Source organism: Candidatus Babeliales bacterium (assembly GCA_019749895.1).
In the GTDB taxonomy this organism is placed as follows: domain Bacteria; phylum Babelota; class Babeliae; order Babelales; family RVW-14; genus AaIE-18.
In genome coordinates this window covers 1-15183 of the sequence record JAIEPG010000012.1, presented here as the reverse complement: position 1 = coordinate 15183, position 15183 = coordinate 1, and the positions used below count along the sequence as shown (strand labels likewise).

At 40.6% G+C, this 15183-nt stretch carries 12 protein-coding genes and 1 tRNA gene; 2 read left to right on the top strand and 11 right to left on the bottom strand.

All coding sequences use genetic code 11. The features are described from left to right. Positions 1-1104: hypothetical protein (locus K2W90_06605; protein ID MBY0354005.1), on the top strand; the 1104-nt coding region annotated here is incomplete at its 5' end. A gap of 74 nt (positions 1105-1178) precedes the next feature. Here K2W90_06605 and K2W90_06600 read toward each other — a convergent pair. Genes K2W90_06600 through K2W90_06590 form a run of 3 tightly spaced genes read right to left on the bottom strand, consistent with a single transcriptional unit; the run spans position 1179 to position 4119 of the window. Beyond that, the gene (locus K2W90_06600) at positions 1179-1496 is read right to left on the bottom strand and encodes an ankyrin repeat domain-containing protein (GenBank protein ID MBY0354004.1); all 318 of its coding nucleotides are present in this window, start codon (positions 1494-1496) and stop codon (positions 1179-1181) included. Positions 1497-1515: 19 nt separating this feature from the next. Further along, positions 1516-3528, bottom strand: a complete 2013-nt coding sequence (gene priA, locus K2W90_06595) for a primosomal protein N' (protein MBY0354003.1) — start codon at positions 3526-3528, stop codon at positions 1516-1518. Between the two features lie 3 nt (positions 3529-3531). Beyond that, on the bottom strand, positions 3532-4119 hold the full coding sequence (locus K2W90_06590; protein MBY0354002.1) for a DUF374 domain-containing protein: 588 nt from the start codon (positions 4117-4119) through the stop codon (positions 3532-3534). Positions 4120-4614: 495 nt separating this feature from the next. Here K2W90_06590 and K2W90_06585 point away from each other — a divergent pair, with 495 nt between their 5' ends. Then, positions 4615-5007: a hypothetical protein gene (locus K2W90_06585; GenBank protein MBY0354001.1), complete on the top strand. Its 393-nt coding sequence runs from the start codon at positions 4615-4617 to the stop codon at positions 5005-5007. Positions 5008-5061: 54 nt separating this feature from the next. Here K2W90_06585 and K2W90_06580 read toward each other — a convergent pair whose 3' ends face one another. The 8 genes from K2W90_06580 to K2W90_06545 all read right to left on the bottom strand — a co-directional run bounded on the left by K2W90_06580 (position 5062) and on the right by K2W90_06545 (position 15150). Further along, positions 5062-7620: an AAA family ATPase gene (locus tag K2W90_06580; protein MBY0354000.1), complete on the bottom strand. Its 2559-nt coding sequence runs from the start codon at positions 7618-7620 to the stop codon at positions 5062-5064. A gap of 87 nt (positions 7621-7707) precedes the next feature. After that, positions 7708-8832 (bottom strand): C39 family peptidase, encoded by a 1125-nt coding sequence (locus K2W90_06575; protein MBY0353999.1) that lies wholly within the window; start codon positions 8830-8832, stop codon positions 7708-7710. A gap of 21 nt (positions 8833-8853) precedes the next feature. Further along, positions 8854-10266, bottom strand: coding sequence for a tRNA uridine-5-carboxymethylaminomethyl(34) synthesis GTPase MnmE (gene mnmE / locus K2W90_06570; GenBank protein ID MBY0353998.1), 1413 nt, complete (start codon positions 10264-10266; stop codon positions 8854-8856). Then, entirely contained in the window at positions 10238-11008 is a 771-nt protein-coding gene (locus K2W90_06565; GenBank protein MBY0353997.1) for a Jag N-terminal domain-containing protein, read from the bottom strand. The genes mnmE and K2W90_06565 overlap by 29 nt, the downstream gene beginning before the upstream one ends. A 235-nt stretch (positions 11009-11243) precedes the next feature. Next, positions 11244-11318 (bottom strand) — tRNA-Gly (locus K2W90_06560). Positions 11319-11402: 84 nt separating this feature from the next. Continuing rightward, positions 11403-13241 carry a KUP/HAK/KT family potassium transporter gene (locus tag K2W90_06555; GenBank protein MBY0353996.1) on the bottom strand — a complete coding sequence of 613 codons (1839 nt, stop codon included), beginning with the start codon at positions 13239-13241 and terminating at the stop codon, positions 11403-11405. 74 nt (positions 13242-13315) lie between these two features. Further along, positions 13316-14659 (bottom strand): cysteine--tRNA ligase, encoded by a 1344-nt coding sequence (gene cysS, locus K2W90_06550; protein MBY0353995.1) that lies wholly within the window; start codon positions 14657-14659, stop codon positions 13316-13318. Positions 14660-14688: 29 nt separating this feature from the next. Further along, entirely contained in the window at positions 14689-15150 is a 462-nt protein-coding gene (locus tag K2W90_06545; protein MBY0353994.1) for a thioredoxin family protein, read from the bottom strand. Between the last annotated feature and the right edge of the window lie 33 nt (positions 15151-15183).

Genomic DNA, 15183 nt, shown 5'->3' with positions numbered 1-15183 from the left:
ATGATTATGAGTATTGTGCTATCGTTATCCCCACGCAGTGATGCGGCCCCTCTTGATACCGCTCCTCCTCCAGCAACGGCTCAAGATGCGGCTGCTCAGCAACAAGTTGCTGCGTTAGTTGATAAAGAAAAAGGTGTTTCTCCTGCTACTCCTGTTGTAGTAACGGCAGCTCCTGCCAAGCCATGGGTTCCTGCTCAACCAGGCGAGCAAGATACTTTTGGTAAGTGGGTGAGCGTTAAGCCAGGGGTTGGTAAAGATGCTTTAAAATTTAAAAAGGTAGCAGTTGGCGATAAAGATAATATCTGGGCTCTTGCCGATAACAATAACATTTATAAATTAGCAAAAGATGGTTGGGCTGCGCGTGCAAAAGGACTTGATATTGGTGTTGGGTCCGATGGTACCGCTGTTGGTATTAACGAAGAAAATGGCGTTTATCTCTATGTTCCTGCTACAAAAAACAAAAAAGCGTCCTGGAAACAAATGCCTGGCATCAAGCTTACCTCAATTGCTGTTGGCAACAAAGATGAGATGTGGGGAACCTTTAAAGATGGCGATAAGATATACCTTTATCATTATGAAAAGGGTGCTTGGAACCGTGTTAAAGATCAAAAAGGACAAGATGTAACCAGTTTTGTGCAGGTCTCACAGTCTGGGAAAAGTATTTTTGCCCTTAATGCTGATGGTGGTGTTGTAAAGTATGGCATGGAAAATGTGACTCCTGACTTGGTTAAAAAAGTAGAAGCGCAGGTTAAGAAAGATGCAAAGAAAAAAGAAACAGCGTGGCAGGCAACCAAAGCAGAAATTAAAAAGAGTCAAGGCAAACAACAAAAGCATCTTGCTAGTAAGCGTGCCAAGCGTTTAGCAAAACAGCAGGCTAAAGCTGGGAAAACAACTACAGCGTCAAGTACCCCTGCGCAGCGCAAGAAAATACGAACATCAAATAAGTCTACTAAAAATAAGTCTACTAAGCCTGTTAAGGCAAAAAGAACAAAAATTGCTGGTAAAAAAACCAAAAAAGTAAAAGCAACGAGTAAACAAACATCAGATAAAAGCGTTGAACCAGCTGATGCAACAACAACTGATGACACTGCGACAGGAATGTAATACTTGGCATAAATAAGAGTTAATTTAAAAAAGGGCTGTTCATCAAAAGAGCGGCCCTTTTTTTTGGTTTGTTATTAACTAGTTTGTTCTGCTTGTTCAAGTATTTTGGCTATTTCTGAGTGTCCGATTTCTAGGGCCAAATCGAGAGCAGTTTTGCCTGATTTATTCACCGCAGTCGGTTTAGCTCCGCGTTCAAGAAAGAGTTTTACCGCCCAGTCATAACCAAAAATGGCGGCCCAATGCAGAGGAAAGTGGCCAGTGGCGTCTGGCTCATGAACTGACACCCCAGAATCGAGGAGTGCTCTTAGTTTTACTTCTGGGCTTGCTGCTGGTATGACATGGTTGGTGAATGGGACTGATATGATGAGTGAAAAGACCATTTTCTTAAACATTGAAACCCTCTCAACATTACTAACTAACTGAGATATGAACGGTACTTTTTATCTTTTCTCGGTTAACGTTGGTTATTAGTTGGTGTAGTTCTTTAAATGTTTTACTTTTTAAGTATATATGTCTGATTTCAATCTTTTGAATTTTTTGAATGATTGGGTAAGTTGGCCCTAAAATAATAACATTCAGGCCCAGAGTTGTTCCTGTTTCCATGAGTTGTTCTGCAAGTATGTTAGCGTCTTTTTCAACTTGAGCTTCTTTGGTGTGTTGCAATTCTAGTTGGACCAAGCGGTAGTAGGGCGGGTAGAGCGTTTGAGCTCGCACGGCAAGTTCTTGGTTGGCAAAGGTCAAATAATCAATTTCGTTAGTGTAGTCAAAAATTTCATGGTCGTGTATCACTTGCACAATAACTGTGCTAGGTTTATGTTCGCGTCCGGCACGCCCTGCAACTTGAATAAGCTGTTGAAGCGTTACTTCATGCGCGTTGTACTGAGGAAAATTAAGATTCAGGTCTGCCCATAAAATACCCACCAAGGTAACGTTTGGGAAGTGATATCCCTTGGTTATGGTTTTGGTGCCAACTAAAATGTCTATCTTGCCTTGTTCAAAGTTAGTTACCGTTTCGTGCCATAAGCGTTTTTTTGAGCTGGTATCAAGGTCTGCGCGAGCAACAGTGGCATGGGGAAAGAGCTTTTGTAGCATTAAAACAATCTGTTGAGTGCCTATGCCTTTTTTAAGCAATGAGCTTTCAGAAGCCTTGCAGCTGGGGCATGACAGAAAAGTTGGCTTGGTGTAGCTGCAATAGTGGCAGGAAAAAAATGAGGTATGCCCTTCAAGGCTGGTTTGTACATTTTTCTCGTCTTTGAGTTTTTTGCCCAAATGCAGGGTAAGGCTGACCGAGCAGTTGGGGCATTGAGGAATATGCCCGCAGCCCTTGCACTGGACAAAAAAGCTGTACCCGCGGCGATTTAAATAAATAATGACCTGTTCTTTTTTTTGTAAGCGTTCATGAATAGCTTTCTCAAGTTCTGGTGTAATCCAAAAGAAGGTACGCGCTCGTTTTTGTTGAATGAGGTTTACCTGCTGTATTTTGGGAAAAGTTCCCAAAAAGCGTTCTTTGAGTTGAAAGAATGCCCATCGTTGGTTTTGTGTCTGGTACAACGAAGTAAGGGAAGGCGTGGCCGAACCCAACAAGATAGGAATTTTGTAAATAAAAGCTCGCCACAAAGCAAGCTCTTTGCTGTTGAGTTTAGGGTGTTTTTTTTCTTGAAAGCCTGGCTCATGCTCTTCATCCACAATAATCAGGCCCAAATTGGCAAAAGGCAGCAAAATGGGTAAGTGAACGCCAATCAACAAGAATGGTTTTTGTTCCATAACTGCTTGCCAGACGGCGCGTTTTTCTTCTGGTTTGGTGGTTGAATGAAAGCCAAAGATTGAGATATTGAGTAGTTGTTGCTTAAGTTTACGTTCAAATTGCATACTCAAAGAAACTTCTGGTAAGAGCAAAATAACCGACTTTCCTTGTTTTATGGCAGCCTCAATCAGCCGCTTATAAACCTCAGTTTTGCCCGATCCAGTAACGCCGTGCAAGAGGGTAGGGCTGTAGACAGTCTGGTTTATGCGCGGTTCTAGATAATTAACAACGGCCTCTTGAGCTGCGGTGAGGGTAATGGCTTTTGCTGGAATATCTGACAAATCTTGTAAAGGCTCTTTTGCTTGCTTTTCTTGGAAAAAGCTTTGGAGTCGACGATAAAAAAAGAGTGGCTTTAAAAAGTAAAAATCAGCCAATGCTTCAATGAAGGTATGGTAGGTTGAATCTGCTGGAAGATTGATGATGTCGAGCATCTCGCGTATTTCAAAACTGCTTGGCTGGGCAAGCTTTTGTGCCGATCCTATGACAAAAGCCGTTACTATTTTGTTGCGCAAAGGCACGCGGACAAGCCGGTGCATGAGGGGTTGTCCGGCAAGATTTTGAGGGACTTTATACGTCAGAGTTTTAGCAAATCCTGAAAGAAGTTGAACAAAAACAAACATAAATTACCGTGCCACTGGGGCGTTAACATGGATAGTAATAGTGCTGAATGGTAGCGGTATTTGAAAGAGATCCCAACTTTTTTTTAAGGTAATTGCTTTACTTGCCGTGCACTCGACAAAAATAAGGGGAGCCGTGCTTTTTTTTGCTAAATACGTGAGTCCTCGCTGTAGTTTAAGGGCGGGTCCACGAGAGCCGTCGCCAATCATGCAAACCTGTTTGTGTTCATTTAGGGCGGCCAATGTTAAGCGAATAAGTCTAATGCAGTTTTTTTGCGATGAGCCATAAATGACGTTAAAACCGAGCTTTTGGCAAATAAACCCTGCTATTTTCCCATCGTCACTTGGACTGGCAACGCAGTACCCTTGGCTTTTTTTTTTGAAAAAGAAATACATACAACCAACAATGTTCTGATGCCAGAAATAGAAGATACCATGCTGCTTTTTCATGGGTTTTATAAAGTTCTTGTCATAAGTTAATTTGAGTTTATATGTTGCAAAAAGTAATCGAATAATGCCATATAAAAAAGAACTGATCAAAAGATTGATTAAATGAATAGATTTTAACGATTTGATCAGTGTTTTTGGTGACATGCTGGAGTTCCTAGATCGTCAATTTTTGAAGTTGTGAATGAAAATTTTACTTAGGCATGATACCTCAAAAATATGTTTTTTTGAATTGCTCTTTGATTTTGCCTTCCTGGAGGGTGTTGAGAAAATTGTTGGTTCAAAAAACAAAAAAAATGAGCAAAAAAAATGTCAAAAAATGAATGAAAAAAATAGTGATCAAAGTTGTTGAAAAGGTTGACTAGCAGCAATGAATCGAGAAGTGTGAAAAATTTTTATACTGTTTTGTTAGTAAAAAAAATTTTTTTTTCGTGTCATTTATTTGACAAACTGGGTGTAATTTTGTCTATACTAAAGGTAGGCAAGCATACAATACTGTCTAAACGGTACGAGTGTGCGTGTAGATCTGATAGACGTGGCTAACAATGAGGAGGATGAAGATAAGTTAAAAAAAGAGATCTTGTTGTAAGTTGAAAGAGAGTAATTGATCGTATAGGGATTCTTTAAAAAGGAGAGTTTGCTATGGCAAAGAAAAAACCAGTAGCCGCTGTGCACCACGAAGCGCCAGCCGCTGCCGCTGCTAAGAAGACAGTAAAGAAGAAGAAGGCTGCGCCTAAGAAAAAGGCTGCGCCTAAAAAGAAAGCTGCACCTAAGAAAAAAGCTGCACCTAAAAAGAAGGTAGCTGCTAAGAAGAAAGCTGCACCTAAGAAAAAAACAGCAAAGAAAAAAGTAGCGAAGAAAAAAGTAGCTAAAAAGACGGCGAAGAAAAAAGTAGCCAAGAAAAAAACAGCTAAAAGAAAAGTAGCTAAGAAAAAAACAGCTAAAAAGAGAACAGCGAAAAGAAAAACAGCAAAGAAAAAAACAGCTCGTAAAAAGACTTCTCATGGCAAAATGAGAATGAAAGCACGTCGCTAAGATCAACGCGCATAGTGTTGGAAAAGGCTCGGTAATCCCGAGCCTTTTTTCATTTCATCCAATCACTAATGTGTCGTTTTTTGTATCAACAATAAACGATTTTTTTTCAGGTTGTTTGAGCATTTCAAGGGCTAGAGGGTTGATAACATAGCTTTGTATTGCTCGTTTAAGAGGGCGTGCGCCATATTCTTTAATATAGCCAATCTCGGCTAGCTTGTTAATCCCTGCATCGCTAATTGTCAGTGTTATATTCTGTTCTTTGAGTCGTTGTATAACGCTTTTCAATTGAACTCTGACAATGCTCGCAAGAGCATTTGAGGAGAGTGACTCAAAGTAGATAATTTCGTCAATTCGGTTCAGAAACTCTGGTCTAAAATGTTGATGGAGTAGTTTTTCTATTTCCGTCTGAACGTTGGGAGTAATTGTTTTTGCTTGTAGTATCAGGTCTGATCCAATGTTTGAAGTCATGATAATGATGCAATTTTTAAATGACACCGTGCGGCCTTGGGCGTCGGTAACGTGTCCTTCATCAAGTATTTGTAAAAATACGTTAAAAACATCGGGATGAGCTTTTTCTACTTCATCAAAAAGAATGACGCTGTACGGGTGTTTGCGGACCTGTTCAGTTAATTGTCCGCCTTCTTCGTACCCAACGTAGCCAGGTGGAGCGCCAATTAAGCGCGCAACCGTGTGTTTTTCCATGTATTCGGACATGTCGATACGAACCATCTTGTGTTCGTCATTAAACAAATAGTCGGCCAGAGTTTTGGCTACTTCTGTTTTGCCCACGCCGGTCGGCCCAAGAAACAAAAAAGAGCCGATTGGTTTGTTGGGGTCACTTAAGCCGGTACGATGGGCACGGATAGTATTGGCAATTTTTGTTATTGCTTCGTCTTGGCCAATAACGCGCTCGTGAAGGACCTGTTCCATAGCAATAAGCTTTTGGCTTTCTTCCATCTTGAGTTTTTCAACCGGAATTTTAACCCAGCGCGAAAGTACGGTAGCAATGTCGTCTTCGTCAACCTCTTCTTTGATTAAGTGCGTTTTGTTGTTGTTAAGCTTTTCTTGCTGGGCCTGCATCTTTTTTTCAAGCTCAACCAATTTGCCATATTTGATCATAGACGCTTTGCTATAGTTGCCTTCTCGTTCAGCTTGGGCAAATTCTATGTTTGCTTGCTCGATCTGTTCTTTTATTTTGCTGATTTCTTCAATTGGTTTGCGTTCCGCTTGCCATTGTTCCATAAGCTTGCGCTCTTCTTCTTTTGAGCTGCTGAGTTCTTTTTCAAGATCAAGAAGGCGAGTTTTAGAGGTTTCATCTTTTTCTTTGCCCAAGGCAACCTTTTCAATTTCAAGTTGCCTAATTCTTCTACCCAGCTGGTCGATTGTCTCTGGTTTTGAGTCGACGGCCATTTTTACCATCGAGGCGGCCTCGTCAATCAAGTCAATTGCTTTGTCGGGCAAGAATCGGTCGGGGATCATGCGTGCCGACAATTGCACCGCTTTGACCAGTGCCTGGTCTTTTATGCGAATGCCGTGGTGAAGCTCGTACCGTTCTTTTAAGCCCCGCAAAATGGAAATAGCATCGTCTATCGACGGTTCTTCAATGAGTACCTTTTGGAAGCGGCGTTCAAGGGCTGCATCTTTTTCGATATACTTTTTGTATTCAGTTACCGTGGTGGCGCCAATGCAATGCAGGGTGCCACGAGCCAGGGCAGGCTTTAAAAGGTTAGAGGCGTCCATGCCGCCTTCGGCTGCACCGGCGCCAACCAGCATGTGCATTTCATCGATAAACAAGATGATTGAAGAAGAATCTTCATCAATTGCTTTAAGTATTGCTTTGAGCCGTTCTTCAAATTCGCCACGAAATTTGGTGCCGGCAATCAAGGCGCCCATGTCCAGTGCGTAGACTTTGCGGTTACGCAGACTTTCTGGAACGTCGTTGTTGATAATTCGTTGCGCAAGTCCTTCCACAATAGCGGTTTTCCCCACGCCAGGGTCGCCAACCAAAACCGGATTGTTCTTGGTGCGGCGAGACAAAATTTGCGTCACACGTCGAATTTCTTCGTGCCGGCCAATGACAGGGTCTAGCTTTCCCTCGGCGGCTAACTTGGTAAAATCTTGGCAGTATTTTTCAAGGACTTGGTAGGTGCCTTCTGCTTGTTGATTGTCCACGGTCTGACCCTTTCGTATTTTTTGTACCCATTCCATAACACGAGTGTGAGTGAATCCAAGTTCTTTAATAAGTGCTGATAATTTTTTAGAAAATATGTTTTCTTGGGTAAACGTCAGCAGCGCCACATCGATGCTAATAAATTTGTCGCCTAGATCGTTTGCTTGTTTTTGGCATAACGATAAAAATGTTTGGAGAGTTTGGTCAAGGGCAGGTTGAGCTCCTTGAACACGCGCGATAAAGCTCAGTTCTTGCTCAACTTCTTGCTCCAATTTTAAAGGATTTATCTCAAGATCTTTTAGACATAGTGCCATGAGTTCGTTGGGCAGTGCTGATGCTAAAAGATGAAGAGGAGTAAATACGCCGTGTTGTTGCTCTTGGGCGCGTCCGTATGCTTCTTGAATAAGTTGGGTAAAGGCATTAGTAAAGTTTTGAGTATTCATGATGATATCCTCAATAAATAAATAAAGTTCTGATAATAAAATACTACCAGATACAATTTTTGAGAAGGGATTTAGAGAAGAGAGAGACTATTTTTTTTGTTCATTAAAGACTGATTTAAGCAAAGGAACGTATGCAAGGTTTTTAGATAAGCCCCATGATTTAAGAAAGTTTTTAAGGGGATATGATTTGAATGTTGTGTGATAATCATCAAATGCTGGGTCTATGCATAAGACAGATTGTTTGGCTCGGTCCCAGCCAACAATGACCAAAAAATGTCCATTAGCGTAGGGTGTTGCTCCCCCCTTCAGGCGCCTAACGCTTACCGCAACGGGAATCTTTTTATTTAAGTACTGGTACAGGGTATCAAAACTATTCATGCGTTCTACTCGATAAAATGCATGTTGGCATGAATCATAGGCTTGTGCCACGTTAAGTACCCAGTTGCCGTAAATATTTAAATAACCGTTATCATGAACTTTTTCGGCTAAGGTAATGGCGTCATCATGCAAAGAACGTGCTTGTGGGCGTGAAAATTTGGTTGCAAGATAGCGAACAATCATACTTAGAGAGGTTGGTGAGCATAAATCACGTGCGCGGTTGTGGCTTAAATTCATTTGCGATTGGCGTGGAACAGAGGGAATTAAGACTGAAGGTTTGGTAAATGGTTTTTGTACCGTTCTAAAATCAGAAAGGTTTGAAAAGCAAGCAAAGAGGGCATGGAGGTTTTTTTTTGCTGCGCCGTTTTGAAAGACTGCTTTTACGCGAAAACCTTGGGCCAAGCGCCCTTGTTGCATTTCGCTTCTTACGTGCGTGGTGTGAACGTATTGATTAAGCTTGTTAACGAAAGTTAGCTGATAATCAGGGCCCCATTCAGCCAGTCGGTGCCATGGTGACCATTGTGTGTGTTTAGTGCTCACCCAAAAAGTAATTTGGCCTTTTTGGGGTCGTTTGGCGTTCCATGAAACAATTAACTCATTAAATTTTTTTGGTGTAGTTTCTTCCCAAATTATGGTGTTGTCTGGGGTTTCGTAATCACTTAAGCTCATGAATTTGGATAATGTTCCAGAAAATGAAACGGGGTTGTTTTGTAGCGAATTTTTAGTGTGTCTTAGTCGGCGTTTTGGGCTGAAGGCATAGATATTGGTGAGTGAAACTAAGCTAAAAAGAATAGTGCATAAGAGTTGTTGCTTCCAATATCGTGTTACTTCCATCTCCCAATCCCCTTTTTTTATTTATTTGCCAACGCAAAACGAGCTGAAGACGTTATCTAAAACGTTTTCGGTAATGCTCTTGCCGGTAAGCTCAGAGATATTTTCTAATATTCCCTTGAGTTGGTAGGCAACTAATTCATATTCTATAGTATTTAAATAACTATTTGCAATATTTTTCAATTTTGCTTCAATTTCAATGATAAGATTGTATTGTCGTTGATTAAGCAAAAATGGAGAGCGGAGGGAGGCAAAGAGTTGCTGAATTTTTTGATCGATGAGGTGTTCAAGTTCCTGAACGCCGGTATTATGGTGTCCTGAAACATTAAGCATGGTAGCTTGATCAAATAGTTCATTATATTCGCTATTTTCTAAAACTCTTTGATCAATTTTGTTCATAACTACCAGAGCCTTATCTCGATGTTTTTGATAAATCTCATAGTAGGTCTTTTTTTCTTGTTCGCTCAGGTGGCGGCTTGTGTCGACTACCAGGATCACCATGTCAGCTTGCTCTGCTTCTTCTAATGAGCGCTCAATACCTTGTTGTTCAATAAAATCACCCGTTTGGCGCAGGCCTGCTGTATCGATAACGAGCCAAAAGTTGCCATTAACGTAGCGTGAGCTTTCTATGCTGTCACGCGTGGTGCCGGCAATGTTGGTTACTATAGCTCTGTTTTTTTTAACTAAGGCATTGAAAAGAGTAGATTTACCGGCGTTAACGGTACCAAGAAGTGCCAAGCGGATTCCTTGTTTTATTTGCTGCTGGTGGTTGTGATGTTCTTTTACTTGGGCCAAGCGTGTTAAGAGCTCTTGTGTGCGTTCAATAATCGTTTGATCAAGCGCTAAATCTCGTTGTTCTTCTTCAACAAATTCAAAGGCTGATTCAACAAGAGCTAGTAGCATGACTATGTCATGTTCAAGAGTATAAAAATGATTAGAGAGGCTACCTTGAAGCTGGGCAAGTGCTTTTCGTAAACCAAGCTCGGTTTGAGCGTGAATGAGTTCGTTGATTGATTCTGCCTGTAATAAGTCAATTTTATTATTTAAGAAAGCGCGTTTAGTAAACTCGCCAGCTTGAGCAAGACGTGCGCCATATAAAATGGCGCACTCAATAATCTTTTCAATAATAAACTGATTGTTATGGCAGTTGATTTCGATGGTGTTTTGGCCCGTAAACGTTTTGGGGCCGTGCATAACCATTAAAAGCACTTCGTCAATAACCAGCTTTGTTGTAGGGTCTACAATGTGCCCGTGATTAATCGTGTGGGAAGGGCAGTCCGCTAAGCTTTTGCCAGAAGAGAGCTTTACAATGTGATCTACGCAATCAAGGGCATTGTCTCCCGAAATGCGTATAATGGCAATTGCACCGCTGCCTCGCGGCGTACAGAGAGAAACTATGGCGTCGTGATCATTGCTCAGTTGATTCAGATGCGTCATGGGTGGCTGAGTCCTTTGATCGAATTGCCAAGCTAAAGCCTTTAAATTTCTTTTTATAGTGCTTCTTTATAAATTGAATTAAAAGGTATGACAAGCTCATAAAGAGCATTTTTTCTTCAGCTGCAGGTAAAAAGCTTTTTTCAAAAGTAAGGTGTAAGCGTCGACCTTCTTTTTTTGTAACAAAAGGAACGTCAATTTTCAAAATAGCAAGTAAGTCTCTCAGCTCTTTAGTAACATGATCAGCATATTCTTGCGACCAGTTATTGTGAGAGGTTCCCTCAACAGGATTTGAAGCTTTTTGTTGCGGTTGTTTTCTGTCTTGCAGTTGTGGCTGTTGTTGTCGTGGTTGCTGTTGGTTTTGCTGAGCATTTTGTTGACGCTGCGGTTGTTGTTGACGCTGTGGCTGTTGCGGTTGGCCAGCTTTTTGCTGCTGCCCAGGTCGTTGTCTGTCTTGGTTTTGGTTTGCGCGCCCTTGATCACGAACTTGTTCTCGTGGTTTTTCGCTGCGATTTTTTTGATGCTGAGTTCTGTCAGACTTAGAAACCTCTTTTGCCTGTGGCGCTTGCTGGTTCTTTTGATCATAAGAAATCGAAATAATGGCGGGGCGGTTGGTGAACCACAAAAGACCTTTTTTGCCGGTCTCCAAAACTTTTATAGTAAATTCTGTTGGTTTTCCAGATTCATTCCATGCTTCTTCGATTGCTTTGAAGATGGATGATGCTTCATGGAGCATTGATTTCATCTGATAGAACCTTTCCTTAAAAAGGATAGTAAGTAATAAAATGTATAAAATACCCAATTCAAAATAACAAGGCTTTGTTTAAATGATGCAACAGCTAATAAAAGCGATAATATTCATCAAACAAGAAACTTAAATGCTTTAAAATCCTTCAAAAAGGTAACAGAAATAAATCGTTTATGCAATTGAAGGGCTTTTTTTTGCCTTATTTTGAACTATTTTTGATATCTGAGAAAAATGGAGCGGGAAACGGGATTCGAACCCGCGACCCTTGCCTTGGCAAGGCAATGCTCTACCACTGAGCTATTCCCGCTCGCTATGCTTGTTTTACGGTTTAAAATGTATAAGTATTTGAGATGTTTGTCAACATAAAAACCTGTTTTTTTATATTTATTTTTTACATCTCGACAACAGTTACCACACCATGGAGCTTATAAGCTGGCAAATTGTAAAATTTGACGGTTGAGGGAGTCATTCGTTTTATAACCGCAAACATCTTCCAGATCGGGTTTTTCGTTACTACTTCTTCAAAGCCGTAGAATATAACTTTGGGATTAATGCCGGCATTGTGCAGAATCTTTTCGATATTAACAATTTCCATATAGCCCATGTGTATTTCAAAAATTCGTAAGCCTGGGGCAAGGTCTCCCTGAAAGAAGCCAATTACGCCAAATGGATCGTCTCGGGTAATGATTGAAATGATAATATTGTCTTCGTACAAAATGTTGTTTTTAAAGATTGTTTGGCAGATATAGGGAGCAATGGGTGTTACTTGGCGTACAAAATAAAGAGCAGTCCCCTCAATTTGGGGTACTTTTTGACAGATTAAGTTGTATTTTTCAAGAAATTTTTCAAGCGCTAGTGGTCGGAGATTTTTGGCCATTTGTTCTCTGCCCTTTGAATAAATAAAGATAATACTGAGAGGGATAAGGGCCAAAATGAGCGACAAATAAGCGCCGTGGGGAATTTTGATAGTATTTGAAAAGAAGTAGGTAAGTGTAATGCAGGTCAAAATAACGGAAACGCTGGCCTTAAGGTAGTTGTGACGCAAGAAAAAGATCCACGACATCATAATCCCCGTTGTAGTCATGGTGCCAGTTACTGCAAAACCGTAAGCAGCAGCAATTTTATGTGTTTCTTTGAAGTGCAAAATAATGCCAATTACCGCTGCAAAAATAAACCAGTTTACAGCCCCAACGTAAATTTGAGATCTGAACTTGCTGGAAGTGTAGTCAATTTTGAACATCGGCAAAACTTTGGTGGTAATGCCTTGATAAACGGCTGAAAAAATGCCGCTGATCATTGCCTGAGACGCAACAATGGTTGCTATAACGCTTAAACAGACAAAGAGTGAATACAGCTGAGGAGCTTGTTTGTAGATCATTTCGTAAAAAACGTGCTGCGTGGTTGGGTTGTTAAAAAGATAAGCACCTTGACCTAAATACGTAAGAATAAGAGCAACATAAACAAAAATGCCTGCGCGTTGAATGGGTTGGCGCCCCAGGTGTCCCATATCGGCATAAAGCGCTTCGCCGCCCGTTGAACACAAAATAATGCCAGACAGTATAAAGAATGAAGCAAAACCGTTGTCTGCTAAAAATTTAATGCCAAAATACGGGTTGAGGGCTTGAAAAACAAAAGGGGCCTGAATTAATGCTGCAATACCTGAAGATGCTAACACAAGAAACCAAATGAGCATTAATGGTCCAAAGGCAGCAGAAACTTTGTCGGTTCCACGTTTTTGAAAGCCAAAAAGGAAAACGGCAATAATGCAGGCTATAATCATTAAGTTTGTTTGTGAGATGTTTTTGAGCGCTGGAATTAGTTGAATGCCTTCAACGGCACTTAAAATACTAATAGCCGGGGTTAAAACACCATCGCCAAAAAGAAGTGATATGCCAATGTAAGAAAGAAAAGAAACAAAGGCTACCTGGCGCGTTGAAGACAGTAACGGAATTAAAAGCTCTTTGAGCACAATAGTTCCGCCTTCTCCTTTTTTACCAAGGCTCATTGCCAGCATGGCATATTTTACAAAAACAAGGAGTGTTAATGTCCAAACAATGAGAGAAAGAACTCCTAAAATATTAAGCTTGGTGATGGGGGTAGTTAAGAAAATAATTGAAATAGTATAAATTGGACTGGTTCCGATGTCCCCAAAAACGAGCCCCAACGACTTGATCATTTCTTTAATTTGTTCGTACAAATCTGATTGAAAAAAAGCAATTCGTTTACTCATAAAATTCTTTATCCTCTTCAAAATGGTACATTAACGCAACGTGCGTTACTCATGAATAAAATCTTCAGTATGCTTTACTTGGTAAATTTTTTGTCGTGAACCGAATATCCCTTCTGAGCAAGCTCGTCTCTGATCTGGTCTGCTTGAGCCCAATCTTTGGCTGCTCGTGCTTGCTCTCGCCGTGCAATTAAGCTTTCAATTTCGGGAGTTATGGTTACTGTTTCTTCTGCTAGGGGCTGGAGCGTGAAACCCAAAACATCCTGCAAAATAACGCGAACTGCTTGTGAAAGCTCAACCGATTCTTTAATGGTTGCGAAATGTTGGAAAAGAATTCCAAACATTTTCGTGCTATTCAAATCGTCGCACAATGCTTCTACCATTTCTTTGATAATTGGGTTGTTGGCAACAAGTTGCTCCACCGTATAGTTTGAAGGCATGGCGATAGGGGCAAAGTGAGCAACAAGTTTTTTGTAGGCTGTTTGGATGCCTTGTAAAGAATCAAAACTAAAGTCAATTGGGGTTCGATAGTGGTGTTGTAAAAAGAAATAGCGTAAAACCATGGGATCAATTTGTTCAAAAATTTTGTGTAAAGCTACGACATTGCCCAGTGATTTGGACATTTTTTCTTTGTCGATATTTACAAAAGCGTTATGCAGCCAATAGCGAGCAAATGGTTGATGGTGCAAGCCTTCAGACTGAGCAATTTCGTTTTCATGATGGGGAAAAATAAGATCCATGCCGCCAGCGTGTATATCGATTGTTTTACCTAGGTATTCCTGTGCCATAGCTGAGCATTCAATATGCCAACCTGGGCGTCCGTGACCCCATGGTGATGGCCAAAATTGGCCTTGATCATTGCCTTTCCAGAGCGCAAAATCGCCCGGGTTTTTTTTGCGTTCATCAACTTCAACGCGTGCGCCAGAAAGCAGGTCATCAATGTTGCGGCCCGAAAGTTTGCCATAACCAACAAAGCTGGTGATATCAAAATAAACATCAAGACCTGCTACATACGCATTGTTTTGGGCAATAAGTTGTTCAATAAATTTTATAATGTGCTGAATATGTGTGGTAACCAGAGGTTCAACAGAAGGGCTCACGCAATTGAGTTTTTGCATGTCCGCATGAAACGAATCAATGTATTTTTGGGAAATTTTGCTAAAATCTGGCTCGTTTTCTGCTGCTGCTCTTTTTAAAATTTTATCATCAATATCGGTAAAATTTCTGGCGTAGGTTACTTGATAATCAAGAAAGCGAAACAAACGTACCAGGAAATCAAATTGAACATAGCAACGACCGTGGCCAATGTGGGCATGGTCGTAGGGAGTGACGCCACAAACATATAATGATAGCTTTTTTTCAATAAGTGGCTTAAATAGTTCTTTTTTTTTGTCGAGCGTGTTGGTTAGTACAATGTTCATATGATTCCTGTGTACTTAAGATCTTTTGTTTAACTGTGAAACTCGCTAAATACTTCATCAATTTTTTGTCGTAAATTATCAAGACTCATATCTCCTATTGGTCTTGTTTCTGGCTTGCTAAGTTCTGTTCCATTTTGGAATACTAAAAAGACAGGAACGCCAGACAATAGATACTTTTTTGCCAGTTCAGGAGCTTGGTCCAAATTGATTATACCACATTTTGCGTCATTAAGCTCGTCTGCAAGTTTTGAAAAAATTGGTTCCATGATTTTGCAGCTGCTGCACCAGGTTGAATGGACCATGACAATGGTTGGTTTTGGGTTGGCAACAAACTTGGTGAATTGTTTTTCATTTTCAAGCGATGTTACGTTTTTTAGCTCTTTTATTGAAGTGGTAGCTTTTTCTTTGGATGTAAAGTTATTAAGCCAGGTGCGTAGATTACAACCAGAAAACATCGTTATCATCATGGCAGCACAAATTATTTTGACCATAAACAGTAACTCCTTTTATTATTCATAGGCCTT

Excerpts from the sequence above, each read along its gene's own strand:
- K2W90_06600 (MBY0354004.1), bottom strand. The coding sequence starts at position 1,496 with ATGTTTAAGAAAATGGTCTTTTCACTCATCATATCAGTCCCATTCACC.
- priA (MBY0354003.1), bottom strand. The coding sequence starts at position 3,528 with ATGTTTGTTTTTGTTCAACTTCTTTCAGGATTTGCTAAAACTCTGACG.
- K2W90_06590 (MBY0354002.1), bottom strand. The coding sequence starts at position 4,119 with ATGTCACCAAAAACACTGATCAAATCGTTAAAATCTATTCATTTAATC.
- K2W90_06585 (MBY0354001.1), top strand. The coding sequence starts at position 4,615 with ATGGCAAAGAAAAAACCAGTAGCCGCTGTGCACCACGAAGCGCCAGCC.
- K2W90_06580 (MBY0354000.1), bottom strand. The coding sequence starts at position 7,620 with ATGAATACTCAAAACTTTACTAATGCCTTTACCCAACTTATTCAAGAA.
- K2W90_06575 (MBY0353999.1), bottom strand. The coding sequence starts at position 8,832 with ATGGAAGTAACACGATATTGGAAGCAACAACTCTTATGCACTATTCTT.
- mnmE (MBY0353998.1), bottom strand. The coding sequence starts at position 10,266 with ATGACGCATCTGAATCAACTGAGCAATGATCACGACGCCATAGTTTCT.
- K2W90_06565 (MBY0353997.1), bottom strand. The coding sequence starts at position 11,008 with ATGAAATCAATGCTCCATGAAGCATCATCCATCTTCAAAGCAATCGAA.
- K2W90_06555 (MBY0353996.1), bottom strand. The coding sequence starts at position 13,241 with ATGAGTAAACGAATTGCTTTTTTTCAATCAGATTTGTACGAACAAATT.
- cysS (MBY0353995.1), bottom strand. The coding sequence starts at position 14,659 with ATGAACATTGTACTAACCAACACGCTCGACAAAAAAAAAGAACTATTT.
- K2W90_06545 (MBY0353994.1), bottom strand. The coding sequence starts at position 15,150 with ATGGTCAAAATAATTTGTGCTGCCATGATGATAACGATGTTTTCTGGT.